The sequence below is a fragment of the Thalassospira sp. B30-1 genome, assembly GCF_015767575.1.
In the GTDB taxonomy this organism is placed as follows: Bacteria; Pseudomonadota; Alphaproteobacteria; order Rhodospirillales; family Thalassospiraceae; genus Thalassospira; species Thalassospira xiamenensis.
The window spans coordinates 787,441-805,264 of record NZ_CP065232.1 but is presented as its reverse complement, the minus strand read 5'-3'; the positions used below and the strand labels follow the sequence as shown (position 1 = coordinate 805,264).

The window sequence follows — 17,824 nt, the reverse complement described above, 5'->3', positions numbered from 1 at the left end:
GATGTCCCGTTATTGGTTCGCTTTGCTAGTTCGGCAGGCCGATAAAATGATCAACCATTCGTCCCATGAACTCGTTCATTTCCGTCATCATGAAAGGCAAAAGAACCAGAAGAGCGATAAAAATCACGAGGATTTTAGGCACGAAAGTCAGAGTCATTTCCTGGATTTGGGTCAAAGCCTGAAACAGCGCAATAACCAACCCCACCCCTAATGCGATCAGCATCAAGGGCGTACTGACCTTTAGAAGAGTCCATACGGCATCATAGGCCACGTCCATGATTTCCGCTTGATCCATAGGGTCTTCCTGCCTCGTCTTCCGTCACGTTACATCATTCATACAGGATAAGGCCGGTGATGGGCCATGATTTCCTGAAATTTCAATTTGATCGCCCCGAAAACAAAAAACCGCACGAAAGTCGTGCGGCTTGTCTCAGGCATCCATCCGACAATTCAATCACCGTCAGATCGGCATGCTCAATACGCTTTGATAAGCTTCGACTGCCTTGTCACGGACACTGACCACGGTACGCAGCGTGACTTCGGCCGCCGACACAGCGGTGACCACTTCATGCAGTTCTGCATCGCCAACGATTGCTTTCTGGGTCATCTGTTCGCTGTTCATCATGGTTGCGCGGGCATCAATTGCCGCCCCTTTGACCATGTCGGCAAAACTTTCCCCCGGATTGACCGTCTGACCGTTACCGCCAACACGTTCGGCGACACTTGCGGTTTTGCCGCTTGCAGCGTTCCGGTAGGCAGAAATGGCATCGTTAAAACTGGCAACCATCGGTTCGTATCCTTAAAGCGGCGTTTGCTGACCAGATATTTTGTAAACTACTGCAGAATATCAAGGGTCTTAAGCAACATGCTACGCGAAGACTGTATCACATTGAGGTTGGCTTCATAGCTTCTCTGGGCTTCGCGCAAATCCATCATTTCGACCAGTGTTTCAACATTCGGGGTCTGCACATAGCCCTGATCGTTGGCGGCCGGATGGCTTGGTTCATATTTCATACCAAAATCGGACTTGTCCGTCATGACTTTATTGACCTTGACCAGTTCGACGCCAACTTCGCGATCCATGACATTCTTGAAAGTCAGCAGCTTGCGGCGGTACGGGTCCTGCCCCTGTGCAGTCGGGAGACTGTCGGCGTTGGCAACGTTTTCAGCCGCGATACGAAGACGGGTACCCTGTGCGCGCATGCCGGCAGCGGAAATTTTAAAAGCTTTGTAAAGTTCCATGATCGCTTATTCCTTCAACGCTGCCAATTAACGACCCAAAGCCGAAATCATCATTGTTTTATGTTTGGCATACAGTCTGGTCATGGTCTGATAATCGACTTGGTTTTCGTTCATCTTGACCATCTGTTCTTCAAGGATCACGGCGTTTTTGCCAGGTGCCACTTCATAGTTCTTACGCACTTCCTCGTCCTTGAAGTTCTGCGGTTTGTGCAGCCCCTGGCTGTGACCCGGTGTAGTTGCCTGCATCGCCAGAATGAATTGACGGTCGCGACCAACGGTTTTCGGGTCGAATTTTTTAAGGTCGTCAGGGCGATAATTCGGCGTATCAGAGTTGGCAATATTCTGCGCGATGAGTTCCTGACGCTGTGTCAGCCAATCCATCTTTTCTTTCAGATTGGCGAACATGCCAAGTTTGCCGATATCCATTGCCTGCTCCTGTTATCACGACCCCAGTATTGGGCGGGCCGGTAAAGCCGAAGTTAACGCGGTGCCCGGATCGGGACCGGGATCGTGCGGAAGGCCAATTTTGCCGCCCGGTTCGATCCTGAAAACTACTTTGCATGCGCCGTGCCAAATGTCAGAAAAGCGTTAAATTACAATGCCGGGCCTGGTTGCGATTGGCGGCACTGGACCGCGACGAACAAAGCGGGCATATTGTGTCGCGTCTGGCGAATTTCTTTTGCCATCTATCGAAACCGGGACATTTCATGCTCTATCTCACACGAAAAGTTGGCGACTCCGTTGTTATTGACGACAACATCGAAGTTACCGTCGTTGAGGTTCGCGGCAAAACCGTGAAGCTGGGCTTCACCTTTCCCGAGGATGTGCAGGTCCTGCGTCGCGAACTTTATGATCGCATTCAGGAAGAAAACCGTTCGGCTGCGGCCAGTGCGGATCTTGTGCGTCAATTGGGTCAGGTCACCAATGCGGTTGCCGACAATATGAAAACCAGTCCTGACGCCGACGAAGACGACGGTAAAGACTGATTTTCCGGTCGCGCGATCTACCGGCAAGAGCCGGGGAAGCAAGACCACCAACATACGACAGGCACTATCGTCATCCTCCTGGCAGGTAGCCGGGATATTGACCCTCTGCATACAAGCCCCAATGCGTCCTTTGCATTACGGCCCCTCCTCAACGACATTTATCCTGCTGACCATCGGCGCAACGTTTTGTTGACCATCTTCAAGCTATGGTCGAGGCTTGCTAAGGTAATTAGAGTCAATCAAGACGCTGGAATTTGACGAGATGGGCAAGAATGACCGGTAACCGACCCAAGGTCGACATCACCGATCCGCGCGAAATTGGCACGGAAAATCTTGCCGCGCCCGGTTCCGGCGATCAGAAAGCTGTGGCGTTACGCTATGCGCATGGCCGGGATAACGCCCCGATATTAAGCGCAAAGGGCGAAGGCAGTGTTGCGGAACAAATCTTGCAACTGGCTTTTGCTAACGGGATCAAAGTCCGAAAAGACAGCGATCTTGCCGAAATTCTGATGGCCGTCGACGTCGACAGCGAAATTCCGCTCGAAGCGTTTGCCGCTGTCGCCGAAATTCTGAACTACATATACCGTATCAACCGGATTTACGGTGATCCGGCCAAGAAGCGGTCGACAACATCGAATATCGATCAGGTGTCGGCAACCAGTTTTGCAGATCTCAACCGGGAAGATCCAAATGAGCCCTGAACAATTCAAACCCGACCAGTTCAAGAAAGATCTCAAACGGGTATTGTCTCTGATCACTGCCAGCCAACGATTTGTTGATGACGGCAAAGTGGTCGAACTCAATACACTCGAAACCAAGATTTCCGATCTTTGCGTTCAGGCCCGTGCCATGAACAGCGAACAGCGTCGCGAAGTCGCCCCACTTCTGGCGGCACTAACTGACGATCTCGCGCGTCTGGAAACCACAATGCACAAGGAGTATTCCGAACTGCAACGCCAGTTGCGCGGTCTTAGCAATAATGCACAGGCAACCAATGCCTATGCCAATGCTGCCCGCACCACCCGCTAAGCAACACAAGTCCCGCCGTTCCGTAACTTGCCATCTGATCGCGGAACTGCATGGTGACTTGCCTGCCGGGGCCGTGCACGGTAAACAGAACAGGTTCCGGTTGACTGAATCGGGCTATGCAACAGGTTCGTCGCGGGGAAGGTAACCTGATGGAATTTAGCGCTTATTTCCGATTTGTGGCTGCTCTGGTTTTTGTGCTGGGCATGATCGGGGTTTTGGCGCTGGTGGCACGGCGTTTTATCCCCGGTGCGCGCAACATCAACCGCCGCAGCAAGGAACGCCGACTTTCCATCGTGGAAGTCGTTCCTGTTGATACAAAAAGACGTCTGGTTCTTTTTAAACGCGACGACACGGAACATCTGGTACTGCTGGGGCCGTCCGGCGATTGCGTGATCGAACGCAATATCGGCACCCATTTTTCCGAAGTTCTCAGCGACGATATCCGCATTCACAGTGACGACGGCCTGCCGGATGCATCACCAATCGATACCCCGCCGACAAAGACCAACGGGAAACAACCCGCATGACCATCGCGCTCATTTCGCATTCCCGACAGGATCAAACCAAACAGAAGCATCAAGCGCGTAACGGTTACGTGCCGCGCTGGCTGGTTCTGATCGCGATCTGGTCGCTGGTGCCATTGATTGCCATCGGATTTGGTGGTGATACCGTTCACGCGCAGACATTCAATTTCGACCTTGGGGATGGTCCGGGCGTAACGTCGTCTGGCCGGATGATCCAGCTTATCGGTCTGCTCACGGTGCTTAGCCTTGCACCCGCTATCCTGATGATGGTGACCTCCTTTACCCGGATCGTGGTGGTTCTCAGCCTGCTGCGTACTGCCCTTGGCATTCAGCAATCGCCGCCCAATCAGGTCATGGTGAGTCTGGCGCTGTTTCTGACGTTATTCATCATGATGCCAACGATGGAGCGGGTCTGGGACGAAGGCCTGCAACCGATGATCAACGGCGATATCGACGAATTTGAAGGCATGGAAAGATCGGTGCGACCGGTTCATGACTTCATGATGACGCAGGTACGCGACCGCGACCTTGAACTGTTCGTCAATCTTGCAAATGTCGAAGTCACCGGACCAGAAACCATTCCGCTGCGGGCTCTGATCCCGGCCTTCATGATCAGTGAACTGCGCCGTGCGTTTGAAATCGGCTTCCTGCTGTTTATCCCGTTCCTGATCATCGACATGGTGGTTGCCAGTATCCTGATGTCGATGGGTATGATGATGCTGCCGCCGGTCATCATCTCGTTACCCTTCAAGCTGATATTCTTTGTGATGGTCGATGGATGGTATCTTATATCGGGGTCACTGGTCGAAAGTTTCGGCGGGTAGCCAGCATTTACGAGAACACCAAAATAAAAGCCACCTTGCAGAAGCAGGCGGCTTTTTGATTATGACTTGGACTGCGTCAGGCTGAGCGCTTACCCGTCTTGAAAACGTTCTTTTCAAGTGGCTTCAGACCAAAGCTGCCACGGCGCGGTGCAGGGTTATCCGCAACGTAGCGGTCCGCCTGCTGGCGTTCACGTTCATTCATGCGCGCACGCACCGCTTCCATTTCACGGTAAGCCTGGCTTCCTGCCGAGGGTGCTGACATCCGCAGCCAGTAATAAGCCATGATGTTGTCCTGATCGACACCACTGCCAATCGCATAAAGCCGCCCCAAAGCCGCCTGCCCGTTAGCAGAGCCTTTACGTGCGGCACGTTCATACCAGCTTGCCGAACGGGCCATATCAACCGGCACACCAAGACCATGTTCATACATCACACCGATCAGGTGATAACCGCCCGGATGGCTGAGTTCAGCAAGGTCCATGGCAAGATCAAGTGCCGCAGCATAATCCGGCTCACGATGGGCGACGCCAAAGATCAATATCTGTGTCATCTGGTATTTGGCAGAAATATCGCCCTGATCACACGCGTTCATCAACATGGTCCAGCCACGATTAAACAGCTTCAGATCCGACGAATGACAGAAATACATGGCGAGATTGGCCTGGGCATAGGTATCGCCCTCGTTCGCGGCCATTTCAAACCAGCTGATGCTTTCGGCAATATTGCGTTCCGCACCCAGCCCGACGCCAAGCGCATAACCAAGTGCCGATGCCGCCTCGACGCTGCCGGCACGTGCCGCGCGCAGGTTATATTCAAACGATTTCGACGGATCGCGTCTTACCCCGCGTCCTTCAAGATAGAGATAGGCCAGAACACTGGCCGCGGAGGGATCATTCTGCTCGCTCGCGCGGTGGAGATATTCAACCGCCATCTCGTCACTCTGATCAACCCCCCATCCATTGAGGTAGCAGACCCCAAGGTTATAAAGGGCAGCGATCGAACCGTTTTCCGAAGCCTGTTCAAACCATTCGGCAGCTGTTTCCGGGTTTTCAGGAACCCCAAGCCCCTTGGCATAAAGATAACCAAGATTGTTGGCCGAAATACCTTCACCACCCAGTGCCTCTTCGCGGAACCAGTATGCCGCTTCGCGGTACCACTGTTCGCCTTCGCCCTGATCCTCGGCCACACCGATTCCCTTGGAACGCATGAAGCCATAGCAAATGGCAGCAAAGGCACGGCTTTGACGGTGAATCTGATCAAGAATTTTGCGGGTGGCACCCTCGTCGCGCGGCATACCAACGCCGCGAAAATGCCTCAGCGCAAGCGAAAGCTGCGCGAAAATATCACGCTCAACCTTCGCGTCATCGTAATAGACCATTTTAAGTGCACGATCCATCACAGCACTGCTTCCACCAAATAGGACAAGACCCGACTTCCGAACCTTACAGACACAGAAAGCCAATCAAAACATTAAAATCACTATTAGTTTATAGCACTAAGCTGTGACTTTTCCAACTGATCACGATAATTGCCCAGAAATCCTTGGAAACTCTCGACTTCATCAACCTTGTTTGCCAACGTGCGATAGTCGATCAAGCCTTGAGACGGACTGGAGGTGATCAGGCTGAAGGCTTCTGCATACGGACTTTGCGCCATAACAATTCCATAGCGCCGCTTCAACATATTAAGCGTGCGTTCCTGCCCACCCATCGCCAGATTGACCGCCCAATTCAGGACATAGCGGGCCCGTTCGTCACCAAAATTCTCAATGACATTGCCCTGATCCTCACCCACAAGGCGCTGGAAGGTTTCAGCGGCAGAGAGATAGTCACGGGTATCCCGGTAATATTCGACACGCAAAAGCTCGGCATCCTTGGACAGATCACCTTCAAGCGATGCCATGGCTTCGGCTCCGCGGTCGGTATCGAGGAGCGCGCGTGCACGCAGGTGACGGCGCTGGGTTTCCAATTCACTGGATACCCCGGGAACGTCGCTGTTATCAAGCACGCGGATGGATTCTTCGGGCTTGTTATCAAGCAGATATACCAGCGCCAGACGTGCACCGACGCGTGCCTTTTCGGTTCCTGTCAGGCGGAAATCGACCTGATGCTCCAGAAGAGTTTCGGCACGATCGAACAATTCAACGTCAACCATGCGGTCAGCCAAACGACGAATGAGCTCATCGCCCTTTTCTCCGGCCGGGGTCAGTTCGCGGAACTCGTCATACAGCGCGACAGCCTTGATAGCCGAGATGTTGTTGATCTCGTCACCCAGATAAATTGATTCGAACGTGTTATGCATCAGATCGGTGACTTCGGTCGCCGACGGGCTGTTGGGGAAGAAGATCGCCGCCTGGCGCAGGGTATTAAGGCCTTCGCGATATTGCTTGTTCTTGATCTGCAATTCGCCAAGTCTGCGCAGCAATGCCATCTCAAACCCATCGCCACGCCATGCAAAACGCAGTTTTTCAAGCTGCTCGATCGCATCATCAAGTGTCAGCCGTTCAAGCCGCATCAAAAGCTCGGTGCTGTCAAATATTGCGTGCGCCCGCGCTTTGCGATTACTGCCCTCGGCAACCTCGTCCCAGGTTGCAATAGCCTGTTCAAATTCGCCTGCTTCTTCTTCGAAAATGCCCTTAAGATACTCGACATCCTTGATCTTGCTCGGGTTGATCCCCTTGGTCACAAGCATCTTCTCGATCAGGTCCATACCCGCGTCCGGATTACCAACGATCAGGGCCTGCTCCGCGGCAAGTGGCCCCAGCCGCGACAATAATTCTGGCGGATAGTTATCAAGGATGTGAACGCTTTCAAGCAGATCACGCGCCCCGTCATTCGGACGACCACGCGCAGCAAACGTCACCGCACGCCACAACTGCATTTCGGGAATGGCACGCAGGCGCTCATCCTCCAGAAGGCGGGCCGCCTCATCATATTCGCGATCAAGAAACTTGATTGCTGCCTTAAGTGCACGGAACTGCAGTTTCTGGGCAATCAGCGGGTCGTCGTCTTCCATTGTAGAGGCAACCGCGTCTGCTTCGGGGCCAAGCCCGTTTGCCAGGTAATATTGCGCCAGTTCAAGACGTGCCTTGTTCCGATGCTCATCACCGCTTTCGGCCAGATCGCGACGCAACTGATGAATTGCCTTGTTATAGTTATCAAGCCCACCGCGGCGCCAATCATCCAGTTCGAAAATCAAACCTTCGCGGCCATCCCCCGCACGTGCGCGCACCCCTGTCGCCGATGCCAGAAGGCGTGCCCCCTCGGGCGAGATATTCAAACCGTCGGCAGCCGTCACCACAACCGCCTTTCCATCATCCCGGTTCGTGACCTGTACACTTTCGTTAACCGGTGCGACGACAACGCCCTGCACCGACGGAAGAACTTCAAAATCCGGATACCGCAACGCTGTCTCGATGCCATACCCCATTTCCCGTGTTGGCACGACGCGAAGCGAATCACCGACTTCCGGGTCTTCAATCGGAATTGTAGGGCTGATATTGATCAACGGCACAACAAGGCGGGCGCGAGTTTGATTATCGAGCTCAATAGAAGGTCCCAGCCGTTCGATCGGCTGCATGGAGCCCTGCTGCAAGGTTACATCCCAGTCACCATTTTCTGATGGTGTGCTGTAAAGCCCCACACCGTCAGGGATGGTCATACGCAATACCGTCGCATAAGGACTGTCGATCTGCTCGATCACTCCGATGATCTGGGCGGCATTCTGACGCACGGCATCCAGATCAAGGTTCGCGCGAACATCAAAAACCATCCAAAGGAAGCCGGCACGCGACCATATTGCAGCCCCCCCCGGACGGTTGAACGGGAAGCCCAGTGTCAGTTTGGTTGCATCCTGGGCGACTGTCACCGCAAGATTGCCAATACTTTCGCGTGCTGGCGCAACAGCATCTGGCGAAATCGGAATATCGGGTTGTTCCGCCAAACCACGTGCAATCGGATCATTCACCGGGGACGACGGGCTTCCCCCCGCTGCCTCAGCAACACCGGGCGTTTCCCCAGTTGTTTGCGACGGCACTTCTGGTGCGGCAGGCGCAGCAGGTGCGGGGCTTGGGGATGGCGTGCGTCTGGCTGCCGTGGTCGGCGGCGCAGCGGCTCTCGATGCACTGGAATCGGCAGGGTCGCCCTGGACTCCCATCAGATCAACAACAACCTTGTTGCCTGAACGGAAATGACGCAACGCGCGCGGCGGATTTGTCGCGATCTCAACAGATAAAGGATCTGTTGCACTTTGGCGCAAGGTGACACCTTCCGGCAACCGACGCGTTACACCAGTAGCATCGATGCGGGCAGGGCTGGTGAAGGCCAATATCTGATTACCCTGATCGCCATTCAACACATAGTCCGTGCGGATGGGCCAATCAAAAACCAGACGGTAGAATGTCGGGTGCCGCCCAACCCGAATTTCAAGCTCCGGCGCGGTGGCGGCAGGTGTAACAACTGCAGGTACAGACGCAGTATCCGGCCGGGTTTGCGGTGTTGGGAATGGTTCGGACGCAACTTCCCCCTGTGGGTTTGGTGCAGGACGCGGCGGCGTTGGCGCGGGTGACGCGGATTGCACAGGAGCAGGTGCGAGAGCCGGTTTATCCAGAATATCAAGGACGACATTGGTGCCGACATTGAAAACACGGGCTTCGAAATCGTCTCGTAGGACGAAGGCGACCGTACGTCCGTCCGGATCAAAAAAACCATCGCTGACATAATCGGATACGGGGCCAAGAACACCGCGCATGGAAGCAACCAGCGGCTGGTCAAAACGCACAACAAGTTGGTCACCGATGATTTCAGCGGTGTAATTGACGGGCTTGTTCCATTGCAGAACGATACGTCCATAGCCACTATGTGCGCCCGAGCGGATGATCACGGGATCTGCCGCCTGAGCGAGTGCGGGGCGCATTCCGGTAACTGGCAATACTGCCAGACTGGCTACCACAATCACGGCAGCCAGCAGGAAACGCGCTACGACCAAAAGCATTCTTACGAACCTCCGATCCCGCTTCCGCTATGGGGTTCAATAACAATGTCGACCCGACGAGCCATTGTGAAACGTGTCTGCTCGTCTGCCATAACCGGAAGCTGGTCGTATCTTGATGCCGCAAATCCGTAAATATTTATGTAATCTGTATAGCCCGATCTTTTAAGTTCGTTGGCAACGGCAGCAGCACGAGCAAGGGAAAGCTCCCAGTTCGAAGCATAAAGTCCGCGACCGCTGACCGGGCGCGGGTCAGTATGCCCCTGAACACCAATCCGGTTCCCAATGTTCCCAAGTACTCCGCCAAGGACAAACAGCGCCTTGCGGGCCTGATCCGTCATCTCGGAACTGCCACTGATAAACAGGATATCCCCGGGTAACGAAATCACAAGCTTATCTGCTTCACGGCTCAGCGTGGCATCACCCAGTACATCGTTGTCATCGATGGCGTCATCGATCACAGCGCTCAGGTAATCAAGATTCATCGCGGGCTTGCGATAAACACGCGGGATATTAAGCTGCGCAACGGGCTCATCGCTTTCTTCAACCGGTGACGGTTTTATTGACTGGGACAAAGAATCAACAACCTCGTCCCAACGGTCAATCTTGACCTTTGACATTGCAAACAGCATCACGAAGAAAGTCAGCAGAAGCGAAATAAGATCCGCAAGGCTGAGCATCCATGGTGGCGGCCCTTTGGGGCCATCATCGCGCTTTGGTTCATCCATCAGCCGTTCCCCCCGGATTGCGGAGCCAAGGGAATCGGTGCGTTTATTCCTGGCTGGCCTGCGCCGGGCAATGGAATAAGCATTTTTCCACCGCCAGCGTTACCCGAACCATTCGACGCAGGTGCCGGTATCGCGCCATTGCTGGTACCGCCTGCGTTGGCTGGTGTCGTTACAGGTGCTGGTGGCTCTTTGGGCCCGAAATTCCAGAAGAAACGGAAAGTAACGATAAAAGGATCAGCCCCCGGATCGATGCCAACATAAAGATTTTTATCTGGGGCCCCGCGATCAATAAGGTCGCGGGCGAATGCACCTGCCCGACCGATCTGAAGGTTGTTTGCAATCTCGACAGTGCCTTTTGAACCGACCTCGCTGCCCATGACCATTTCCATCTCGTAGGACGCATAACCACTGTCATCGGCCAGCACTTCCGCGAGCTGATCCATGAATTCGCCTTGACGGTCCCTGATTAGAATCGAGTTGGGTTCAAACAACTGGTCGACATGCATGATGACTTCCATCAGCGTGCCCGGCTGTATCACCTGGACGCGCACGACCTTGATCGCTGTCTGAAATAATGATCCCAGCTTGTCCTGGGTATCTTCGGCCGAAACCACCGGCCCCTCAATCGAGGTTACCGTTTGCAGACTGGTGGTTGGCGGCAGAATGGCCGCAAACGCGGAAGACAGACTTTCCTGTACTTCGCGGGTTTTGACTTCTTCGAATGTCGAAATCGTATTCAGAAGGATGAAGAACGCCAGAAGCAGGAGATAGAGGGCTAGGAACAGTGCTACGGCACCGTTTGCGGGCGGGCTTGGTGGTCTTGGTCCGTCGTCCTCTATTTCCGCCATAACCGTCCCATTTAGCTAAACATCGCGTCGATGTCAGCCTGCGAAACCCCCTTGCCGTCGAGCTGCGGCCCGTTCAGCAAGGCTTCTTCACCTTCAGGTTCCTTTTTCTTCCGCGGATTGGACGCAGCATATTTGGCAATTTCATCACCAAATGCCTTGACCAAACCCTCGACCCTTTCTTCGATTGATTTCAGGGCCTTGATCACCTTGGTCGTACGTTGACCGGTGATATCCTGGAAGTTGCAGGCTTCATAAACGCGCATGGTCGCGCTGGTTACGATTTCAGCCTGCTCAGGGGGAAGACTTGCAGCAAATTCCTCAAGCGTATCCATCGCATCAAGGATTTCATGCGTCGCACCGGCGGTTGCATCGACAATCGCGTCGAGCTCGTCCGTTGCGTTGGGAATATATTCCGCCTTGATATCGTCCGGCCGCAAAGATGCTATTTCGGATTTCATCTTGCGAATGATGCCCGAAAGTTCATCCAGTTCACCAAACAGGCGTTTCTGGTCGTCTGATGGCTTGTCACCTTCCGAAACAAAGCGGGAAAGCTGATCCATCAGGTCAGACAGTTGCTCGACCTTAAGCTCATCGCCATCAAGGCGCGCTTTAAGGTCCAGCAACAGCTGCCGCAATTCGTCTTTGGACGTTTTGGACATCTACGGTATCGCGGGACTAAAGCCCCGCGCCCCTAATCAAAACTCACCGATCACGGTGGTGAGTTTGCCCTTCAACGTCTCTGCGTTGAACGGCTTGACGATATAATTCGAAACGCCGGCTTTTTTTGCCATGACAACGTTTTCGGTTTTCGCCTCTGCGGTGATCATGATGAAGGGCAGATCCTTCAGCTTTGTATCAGCGCGAACTTCTTTCAGAAGCTGAAGACCGGTCATCGGCTCCATATTCCAGTCAGAAATCACAAGGCTGAACGACTTTTCGCGCAGTTTGCGCAAAGCCATGCTGCCATCCGTCGCTTCTTCGATGTTCGTAAAGTTCAACTGCCGCAGGAGATTGCGGATGATACGCAACATGGTTTTGTAGTCATCCACAATCAGGATCGGCATATTCGGATCGACGGCCATTCACCACTCCATCATGCTATCAAATCTCTCACCCTTACCCCTGTATTCCCTGTGCATAAGGGTAAGGCCCCTATAATCGTGATGTACCTATTTAACAATGGTTAATCAAGGCTTTTCACAATTCCCTAATAACACCCATCATGTTGAACACACTGTAATAATCGTCTGGTTGATGCCCTTCCAGATAACGGTCAGCGCCCCGGATCAGCACCATTTGAGATTATTGAAGCGGCAACATGTTTATATCCTGTTTATAAGCCAACTCTGTTGTCAGAGCACGTGCGCGGTCTGGCGACATCTCCGCCAAAACAGCAGCAGTATTTGCCTCGCGCATACCAAGTGCAACCTGCAACAGGATTTCCATATCAAGATCGTTCCAGATACGCGCGGCATCCTTCGGTTTCATTTTCTCATAGACACTGATCAGCTTCTTGATCCGATCACTTTCCTGCTCTTCCTTGGTTGCCACCAAATCCTCTATCGCAGTTTTAAGCGATTTCATTTCTTCGATCTTGGCGTCAATTCGGGCTTCGGCAGCAGCAAGAAGGCTCTCGCGCTCATCAAGGCGCTGTTCCTTGCGATCAAGTTCCGAGCGCCGCACCGAAAGGTTCTGCAAAAGATCGATTTCTTCCTGTGTGAAAAGGGTCGGATCACCGCCCAGCATCGGCGGCGCATCACCTGCGCCATCAATACCCCCAGTGCCGTCACCTTCCATCATCCCCATCGGGTCATCAAGCCCAGGCGCACCTGTTTCCGCAGGTTGATCCGGAGCCGCCGCCGGATCAGGAGCCTGGGCACGCGCAACCTGAACCACACTGATACCCGATGCATCAGCCGCTTCGTCGCCTTTGGGCTCATCCGAAAACAGTCCGACGATCTTGACCGTTAAAACGACAAAACCAACCACGACCACCAACGGCAGGATACGCACAGCAGACATTCATTCACCCGGCAAATGGGACGCTTGCACGCCCATATTGAATTTCAAATCATATACTAACAGGTAGGTACCAAATTTGTCGAAAAAAGACGCCCTAACTGTTTTTTAGCAATCATGGCGATTTTATCTGATTGATCCTATCCGCAACGCCTCTAACGGACAGACCGCAAAGCGGCGAGAAGTTCACGTTCGGCTTCGGAGCGCCCGGCATCCTCATCTTGTTCATAAGGATCAGAAGCAGGTTCGTGTACGGGCGATCCACCAGATCGCATGCCCGAACCATATCCACCACCAGACGGTTCGGTCGAAGAAGACGCCGATGCGCCAGGCATTGTGCCGCGTTCAACATCACGCATCAACCGGGCAGCCAGTTCCTCTGCTCGGGTTTCAACACCCTGCCTGTCATCAACAACGTTGTTTCGCTCGTTACCGGTAGCATTTCCGGCCTCGGCAAACTTTGCCCCGCCGGCACCGCGGCGGGTGGCATTGACATCACTTGCCGCCTTTTCCAGTCGGTTGGCAATGCTTTCACCCCGATCTACCATAAAGGATAGATCTTCGTGCAGCCCACTGGCCTTTTCGATATCTTCACGCAATTTTTCGCCGGATTGCTCGGCCATTTCCTTCAGCGCGCGGATTGAAACTTCGGCTCGTTCGTTTGCCGCATTGAAAGCCGTCAGAAAGTTCTGCATTTCTTCGCGATTGCGGCGAAATGCCGCCAAACGACGGCTCAGGATCATGGCGTAGATGATCGTCGCAATTAGCAACACAATCATTACCAGATCAAGATAGATGGCATAGTCCATCAACTGTCGTCCTCGTTATGCCGCGCCCGGTCACGAACCTGAATCGCGATCCTGTCCCCCTTGCGCCCCATCATCCCCTTGAACAGGGGCACATCGCCGCACCGAACCTCGACAGGCGAGGTCGGACTGGTATTAAGAACCAAACGGTTGCCAACTTCCAGATTAATCACATCGCCAAGCGACATGATCTGCTCGTCGAGTACCGCAAGAAGGTTCACATGGGTTTGCCACAACTCGTTCGCCAGGTGGTTTTCCCAGATCGAGTCTCGACCGAATTTTTCCCCCATGAACATCTGAAGCAGCAGCTCACGAACCGGCTCCAGTGTTGCATATGGGATCAGCAGTTCCAGACGACCGCCGCGATCTTCCATGTCAATGCGCAGCTTTGCAACGATGGCAGCATTGGCATGACGGGCAATGGTCGCAAAACGCGGGTTGGTTTCAAGGCGCTCGAACCGGAAGGTCACCGGGCTTAATGGATCAAATGCCGCCGACAAATCGCCGAGAACCACATGGATCATGCGTTCGACAAGATTGCGTTCAATCGTGGTGTAGGGACGACCTTCAATACGCATTGCCGCCGTACCGCGACGCCCGCCCAGCAACACATCCACGATGGAATAAATCAGCGCAGAATCAACCGTCAGAAGCCCATAATTGTCCCATTCCTCGGCCTTGAAAACACCCAGCATGGCGGGCAAGGGGATCGAGTTCAGATAATCCCCGAAACGCAGCGACAGGATGTTATCAAGCGATACTTCAACGTTGTCGGATGTGAAGTTACGCAACGAGGTGGACATCATGCGCACCAGCCGGTCGAAAACAACTTCGAGCATCGGCAGACGTTCATACGCCACCATCGACGAGTTGATGATCGCCTGAATGCCGGATTGGTCACCCGCGCCCGATCCATCATCAAAACCAAGCAGACTGTCAATTTCATCCTGGTTCAGAACACGCGCAGATCCGGGGCCAACATCCTCATCTTCACCACCGCCATCTTCATCGCCAAGCATGGATTCCCATTCGGCGGCCATATCCTCGCCACCGTCGTCTCCATCCTCGTCACCGCCTGCCATGGCTTCCCATTCAGCGGCAAGTGCATCATCATCATCTTCATCTGCCATCGGCGATTTGTCCCTGGCCCTTCTGGCCCGTTACTTTCTTGCCCATATACTTTCTTGTATGGTGTCTCTGACATTGCCGCCAGCACCTTATTGTACCAGCATTTCCTTGAACAGAACGTCGTTGATTTTTGCCGGCTTTGCCGCGGCACTGACACGGATCAGCAATTCTTCACGAAGGCGGAACATTCCCTCGGAGCCAGCCAAGTCTTCCGGTCGCAGTTCACGCAGGTAAACCTGAAAGTTATCAACAATACGCGGCATCATTTGCTCGATTTGGGGCAACATGCTCTGGTCTGCAACTTCCAGACTGACGCGTATTTTAAGATAGCTTTGCTTACCGCCTCCGGCGTTCAGGTTCACCAGAATTTCCGGCAAATCGACAAACCCGACATTTTGTGGAACCCCCGGCGCCTCTTCGATGGCGCTTTCGGAAATCACTTCTTCGGTGTGATCCCCTCCGCCGCCGGTCACCATATCAATCACAGGCTGAAGAAGCCCCGTGAAATAGGCCGCAGCAGCACCACCCAATAGCAGGAGTACCAGCAGGATAACCACGACCAGCAATTTCTTGCTGCGTCCCCCGCCACCATCCATTTCTATTTCGTCGACATCATCACCCATCGGTCTGCGTTACCCTGCGTTCAAAACCGTTACCCTGTCTATCCAGCAAACACTATGCCGGAATGATGAGACATAATACCTCGACGTTAAAATTCCGTTTCCCGCCTCTTTCCATGCAAGCGACTCTGTAAAGTACATTAGTTCAGGAACTACCGATTATCACCTGCGGCATAGATGACCCGGCAATAATGCACGGCAGGTTCTGCCAAAGCAGGCTCTGAAGATGCGCGGCAACAAATGCCGATCAAAATTTTATCGTTCAATTTCATAAACTTAAGTCAACTGGCATAACTTTCGCTACTAGCCTGTTCAGAACACCGACCCGATTTGGGAAAGCAAAATTATGGAAAACGTTACCTACATCGCTTTGTCGCGTCAAAAGACGCTCCGCAGCATGATGAACAATATCTCCCAGAACCTGGCGAACATGAACACGACCGGGTACAAGGAAGAAAAGATGATGTTCACCGATTGGGTTGCGAAGAACAAGGACGCGCCTTTCCGCGGCGAACGTGAAATATCGCTTGTTCAGGACATCGCTCAGTTTCGCGACACACGCGTAGGCAACATTGAACATACCGAGCGTCCGCTTGATGTGGCTCTGAGCCAACCGGACATGTTTTTTGCCGTCGAAACCCCAAGCGGCACCCAATATACCCGAAATGGTAACTTCAGCCTAGATCCCGGCGGACAACTGATCACAAACGAAGGTTATCCCGTTCTAAGTGATGCCGACCAGCCTATCTTCTTTAACGAAGCCGACGGCCAGATCGAAATCAAGGGTGATGGCGCGGTGACAACCGATATCGGTCAGATCGGGAAACTCAAGGTCGTCACGTTTGACAATGTCCAGGCAATGAACACGACTGGAAGCTCGCTTTACAGCGTCGTGAAAGAAAACCCGAACGATCCCGATGGCGCCCAGCCGGTTGAGAATCCCGGCGTTGTTCAGGGTGCCCTTGAAAAATCTAACGTCAACCCGATCAGTTCAATGACACAGATGATTGATGTGTTGCGCACCTATCAGTCCGTGACGCGGTCGCTGGAAAGCGAGAACGAGCGTCAACGTAACATGATTAACAAACTGGGCGATGTTCGCGCCTGATTAGCCTGATTAAACGGGCGCCCGCCCTAAAGAATTCATATGCGCCCGTGGCGCAGACCCAGGAGACAGAAGATGCGGTCACTTGATATTGGAGCCCTTGGTATGCAGGCACAATCCACCAATGTGGATGTGACCTCGCACAACATCGCCAACATGACCACCACAGGCTATAAACGCCAGCGCGCCGAATTCCAGGACCTGCTATATCAGGATCTGCGTCGCGCAGGGTCCCCGTCATCCGATACTGGGACAATTGTTCCTGTCGGCGTGCAGGTCGGCCTTGGTGTAAAAACCGCCGCCATCGGGCGCTATATGGGGCAAGGTACCCTATCTCTGACCGAAAACGAGCTTGATGTCGCCATCCAGGGACGCGGCTACCTTCAGATTGATTTGCCCAGCGGCGAAACGGCCTACACCCGCGACGGCACCCTGAAACTTGATGCCAACGGGCAGATTGTGACCAAGGATGGCTTTGCCGTTCAGCCGGGCATCACCGTACCAAACAACGCGACATCGGTCACGATCAACACCTCAGGCGAGGTGTTTGCGGAAATCGATGGTCAGGTTGCGCTTCAGAATCTGGGACAGATCCAGCTTGCAACCTTCATCAACCCGGCCGGGCTTGATGCGCTTGGCGATAACCTGTTCCTTGAAACCGAGGCATCAGGCGATGCCACGACCGGCGTTCCAGGGGCCGTTGGCTTTGGCACGGTGCAGCAAGGGTATCTGGAATCCTCAAACGTCAACGTGGTGCAGGAAATCACCAACCTGATCAAGGCACAGCGCGCATACGAGATGAATTCCAAATCGATCTCGACCACGGATGAAATGATGAGCTCCGTCAGCAACCTGCGTTAATTCGATACGGTTCCGAACTGATAAAATTTGCTGGAAAATGAATGCGCGGGCAGCCTTGGAAAAAGTGGTTTCCCGCGTTAACTGCGTTTACACGATTTATACAGTTCCGTGCTAT

The 17,824-nt window shown here is 53.5% G+C and carries 21 protein-coding genes; 7 read left to right on the top strand and 14 right to left on the bottom strand.

From position 1 onward, the window contains the following. Window positions 1–25 precede the first annotated feature (25 nt). From fliQ to IT971_RS03645, 4 genes are all read right to left on the bottom strand, one after another. Window positions 26–295: a flagellar biosynthesis protein FliQ gene (gene fliQ, locus IT971_RS03660; protein WP_063092739.1), complete on the bottom strand. Its 270-nt coding sequence runs from the start codon at window positions 293–295 to the stop codon at window positions 26–28. A 165-nt stretch (window positions 296–460) separates the two neighbouring features. Beyond that, complete coding sequence (fliE, locus tag IT971_RS03655) at window positions 461–787, bottom strand: flagellar hook-basal body complex protein FliE (protein WP_007090578.1); 327 nt, start codon at window positions 785–787, stop codon at window positions 461–463. A gap of 47 nt (window positions 788–834) precedes the next feature. Further along, window positions 835–1,242 carry a flagellar basal body rod protein FlgC gene (gene flgC, locus IT971_RS03650; protein ID WP_007090579.1) on the bottom strand — a complete coding sequence of 136 codons (408 nt, stop codon included), beginning with the start codon at window positions 1,240–1,242 and terminating at the stop codon, window positions 835–837. A gap of 27 nt (window positions 1,243–1,269) precedes the next feature. After that, window positions 1,270–1,668: a flagellar basal body protein gene (locus tag IT971_RS03645; protein WP_063092738.1), complete on the bottom strand. Its 399-nt coding sequence runs from the start codon at window positions 1,666–1,668 to the stop codon at window positions 1,270–1,272. Between the two features lie 281 nt (window positions 1,669–1,949). Here IT971_RS03645 and csrA point away from each other — a divergent pair, with 281 nt between their 5' ends. The 5 genes from csrA to fliP all read left to right on the top strand — a co-directional run bounded on the left by csrA (window position 1,950) and on the right by fliP (window position 4,605). Then, complete coding sequence (csrA, locus tag IT971_RS03640) at window positions 1,950–2,228, top strand: carbon storage regulator CsrA (RefSeq protein ID WP_063092839.1); 279 nt, start codon at window positions 1,950–1,952, stop codon at window positions 2,226–2,228. A gap of 272 nt (window positions 2,229–2,500) precedes the next feature. Beyond that, complete coding sequence (locus IT971_RS03635) at window positions 2,501–2,929, top strand: EscU/YscU/HrcU family type III secretion system export apparatus switch protein (protein ID WP_007090582.1); 429 nt, start codon at window positions 2,501–2,503, stop codon at window positions 2,927–2,929. Further along, window positions 2,919–3,257 (top strand): hypothetical protein, encoded by a 339-nt coding sequence (locus tag IT971_RS03630; RefSeq protein ID WP_037990317.1) that lies wholly within the window; start codon window positions 2,919–2,921, stop codon window positions 3,255–3,257. The genes IT971_RS03635 and IT971_RS03630 overlap by 11 nt, the downstream gene beginning before the upstream one ends. 149 nt (window positions 3,258–3,406) lie before the next feature. Next, the gene (locus IT971_RS03625; protein ID WP_037990338.1) at window positions 3,407–3,784 is read left to right on the top strand and encodes a flagellar biosynthetic protein FliO; all 378 of its coding nucleotides are present in this window, start codon (window positions 3,407–3,409) and stop codon (window positions 3,782–3,784) included. After that, window positions 3,781–4,605 carry a flagellar type III secretion system pore protein FliP gene (gene fliP / locus IT971_RS03620; protein WP_063092737.1) on the top strand — a complete coding sequence of 275 codons (825 nt, stop codon included), beginning with the start codon at window positions 3,781–3,783 and terminating at the stop codon, window positions 4,603–4,605. The genes IT971_RS03625 and fliP overlap by 4 nt, the downstream gene beginning before the upstream one ends. 76 nt (window positions 4,606–4,681) lie before the next feature. Here the strand turns inward: fliP and IT971_RS03615 are convergent, their stop codons facing one another. The 10 genes from IT971_RS03615 to IT971_RS03570 all read right to left on the bottom strand — a co-directional run bounded on the left by IT971_RS03615 (window position 4,682) and on the right by IT971_RS03570 (window position 15,746). Further along, a complete protein-coding gene (locus IT971_RS03615; protein WP_037990314.1) occupies window positions 4,682–6,001 on the bottom strand; it encodes an SEL1-like repeat protein in 1,320 nt (439 codons plus the stop codon). An 86-nt stretch (window positions 6,002–6,087) separates the two neighbouring features. Continuing rightward, a complete protein-coding gene (locus IT971_RS03610) occupies window positions 6,088–9,597 on the bottom strand; it encodes a hypothetical protein (RefSeq protein ID WP_063092736.1) in 3,510 nt (1,169 codons plus the stop codon). 2 nt (window positions 9,598–9,599) lie between these two features. Continuing rightward, window positions 9,600–10,322: a flagellar motor protein MotB gene (locus tag IT971_RS03605; RefSeq protein WP_063092735.1), complete on the bottom strand. Its 723-nt coding sequence runs from the start codon at window positions 10,320–10,322 to the stop codon at window positions 9,600–9,602. Then, window positions 10,322–11,170 carry a flagellar motor protein MotB gene (locus IT971_RS03600; protein ID WP_007092343.1) on the bottom strand — a complete coding sequence of 283 codons (849 nt, stop codon included), beginning with the start codon at window positions 11,168–11,170 and terminating at the stop codon, window positions 10,322–10,324. Before IT971_RS03600 ends, IT971_RS03605 begins: the two co-directional genes overlap by 1 nt. Window positions 11,171–11,181: 11 nt before the next feature. After that, the gene (locus tag IT971_RS03595) at window positions 11,182–11,829 is read right to left on the bottom strand and encodes a protein phosphatase CheZ (protein WP_007092342.1); all 648 of its coding nucleotides are present in this window, start codon (window positions 11,827–11,829) and stop codon (window positions 11,182–11,184) included. A gap of 36 nt (window positions 11,830–11,865) precedes the next feature. Further along, window positions 11,866–12,252, bottom strand: coding sequence for a response regulator (locus IT971_RS03590; RefSeq protein WP_007092341.1), 387 nt, complete (start codon window positions 12,250–12,252; stop codon window positions 11,866–11,868). A 220-nt stretch (window positions 12,253–12,472) separates the two neighbouring features. Then, window positions 12,473–13,192 carry a MotE family protein gene (locus tag IT971_RS03585; protein WP_037990307.1) on the bottom strand — a complete coding sequence of 240 codons (720 nt, stop codon included), beginning with the start codon at window positions 13,190–13,192 and terminating at the stop codon, window positions 12,473–12,475. 152 nt (window positions 13,193–13,344) lie between these two features. Then, a complete protein-coding gene (locus IT971_RS03580) occupies window positions 13,345–13,998 on the bottom strand; it encodes a DUF6468 domain-containing protein (protein WP_063092734.1) in 654 nt (217 codons plus the stop codon). Further along, entirely contained in the window at window positions 13,998–15,125 is a 1,128-nt protein-coding gene (fliM, locus tag IT971_RS03575; RefSeq protein WP_007092338.1) for a flagellar motor switch protein FliM, read from the bottom strand. Before fliM ends, IT971_RS03580 begins: the two co-directional genes overlap by 1 nt. An 87-nt stretch (window positions 15,126–15,212) precedes the next feature. Continuing rightward, entirely contained in the window at window positions 15,213–15,746 is a 534-nt protein-coding gene (locus tag IT971_RS03570; RefSeq protein WP_007092337.1) for a flagellar basal body-associated FliL family protein, read from the bottom strand. A 343-nt stretch (window positions 15,747–16,089) separates the two neighbouring features. Here IT971_RS03570 and flgF point away from each other — a divergent pair, with 343 nt between their 5' ends. After that, window positions 16,090–16,851 carry a flagellar basal-body rod protein FlgF gene (gene flgF, locus IT971_RS03565; protein WP_063092733.1) on the top strand — a complete coding sequence of 254 codons (762 nt, stop codon included), beginning with the start codon at window positions 16,090–16,092 and terminating at the stop codon, window positions 16,849–16,851. Between the two features lie 72 nt (window positions 16,852–16,923). After that, entirely contained in the window at window positions 16,924–17,709 is a 786-nt protein-coding gene (gene flgG, locus IT971_RS03560) for a flagellar basal-body rod protein FlgG (protein WP_063092732.1), read from the top strand. The last annotated feature ends 115 nt before the right edge of the window (window positions 17,710–17,824 follow it).

Bases quoted from the DNA above. Each gene is read 5' to 3' on its own strand.
- IT971_RS03645 (WP_063092738.1), bottom strand. From the start codon at position 1,668: ATGGATATCGGCAAACTTGGCATGTTCGCCAATCTGAAAGAAAAGATG.
- IT971_RS03580 (WP_063092734.1), bottom strand. From the start codon at position 13,998: ATGGACTATGCCATCTATCTTGATCTGGTAATGATTGTGTTGCTAATT.
- flgF (WP_063092733.1), top strand. From the start codon at position 16,090: ATGGAAAACGTTACCTACATCGCTTTGTCGCGTCAAAAGACGCTCCGC.
- csrA (WP_063092839.1), top strand. From the start codon at position 1,950: ATGCTCTATCTCACACGAAAAGTTGGCGACTCCGTTGTTATTGACGAC.
- fliE (WP_007090578.1), bottom strand. From the start codon at position 787: ATGGTTGCCAGTTTTAACGATGCCATTTCTGCCTACCGGAACGCTGCA.
- fliQ (WP_063092739.1), bottom strand. From the start codon at position 295: ATGGATCAAGCGGAAATCATGGACGTGGCCTATGATGCCGTATGGACT.
- IT971_RS03610 (WP_063092736.1), bottom strand. From the start codon at position 9,597: ATGCTTTTGGTCGTAGCGCGTTTCCTGCTGGCTGCCGTGATTGTGGTA.
- IT971_RS03590 (WP_007092341.1), bottom strand. From the start codon at position 12,252: ATGGCCGTCGATCCGAATATGCCGATCCTGATTGTGGATGACTACAAA.
- IT971_RS03570 (WP_007092337.1), bottom strand. From the start codon at position 15,746: ATGGGTGATGATGTCGACGAAATAGAAATGGATGGTGGCGGGGGACGC.
- IT971_RS03595 (WP_007092342.1), bottom strand. From the start codon at position 11,829: ATGTCCAAAACGTCCAAAGACGAATTGCGGCAGCTGTTGCTGGACCTT.
- flgC (WP_007090579.1), bottom strand. From the start codon at position 1,242: ATGGAACTTTACAAAGCTTTTAAAATTTCCGCTGCCGGCATGCGCGCA.
- IT971_RS03635 (WP_007090582.1), top strand. From the start codon at position 2,501: ATGACCGGTAACCGACCCAAGGTCGACATCACCGATCCGCGCGAAATT.
- IT971_RS03600 (WP_007092343.1), bottom strand. From the start codon at position 11,170: ATGGCGGAAATAGAGGACGACGGACCAAGACCACCAAGCCCGCCCGCA.
- IT971_RS03615 (WP_037990314.1), bottom strand. From the start codon at position 6,001: ATGGATCGTGCACTTAAAATGGTCTATTACGATGACGCGAAGGTTGAG.
- flgG (WP_063092732.1), top strand. From the start codon at position 16,924: ATGCGGTCACTTGATATTGGAGCCCTTGGTATGCAGGCACAATCCACC.
- IT971_RS03605 (WP_063092735.1), bottom strand. From the start codon at position 10,322: ATGGATGAACCAAAGCGCGATGATGGCCCCAAAGGGCCGCCACCATGG.
- fliP (WP_063092737.1), top strand. From the start codon at position 3,781: ATGACCATCGCGCTCATTTCGCATTCCCGACAGGATCAAACCAAACAG.
- IT971_RS03630 (WP_037990317.1), top strand. From the start codon at position 2,919: ATGAGCCCTGAACAATTCAAACCCGACCAGTTCAAGAAAGATCTCAAA.
- IT971_RS03585 (WP_037990307.1), bottom strand. From the start codon at position 13,192: ATGTCTGCTGTGCGTATCCTGCCGTTGGTGGTCGTGGTTGGTTTTGTC.
- fliM (WP_007092338.1), bottom strand. From the start codon at position 15,125: ATGGCAGATGAAGATGATGATGATGCACTTGCCGCTGAATGGGAAGCC.
- IT971_RS03625 (WP_037990338.1), top strand. From the start codon at position 3,407: ATGGAATTTAGCGCTTATTTCCGATTTGTGGCTGCTCTGGTTTTTGTG.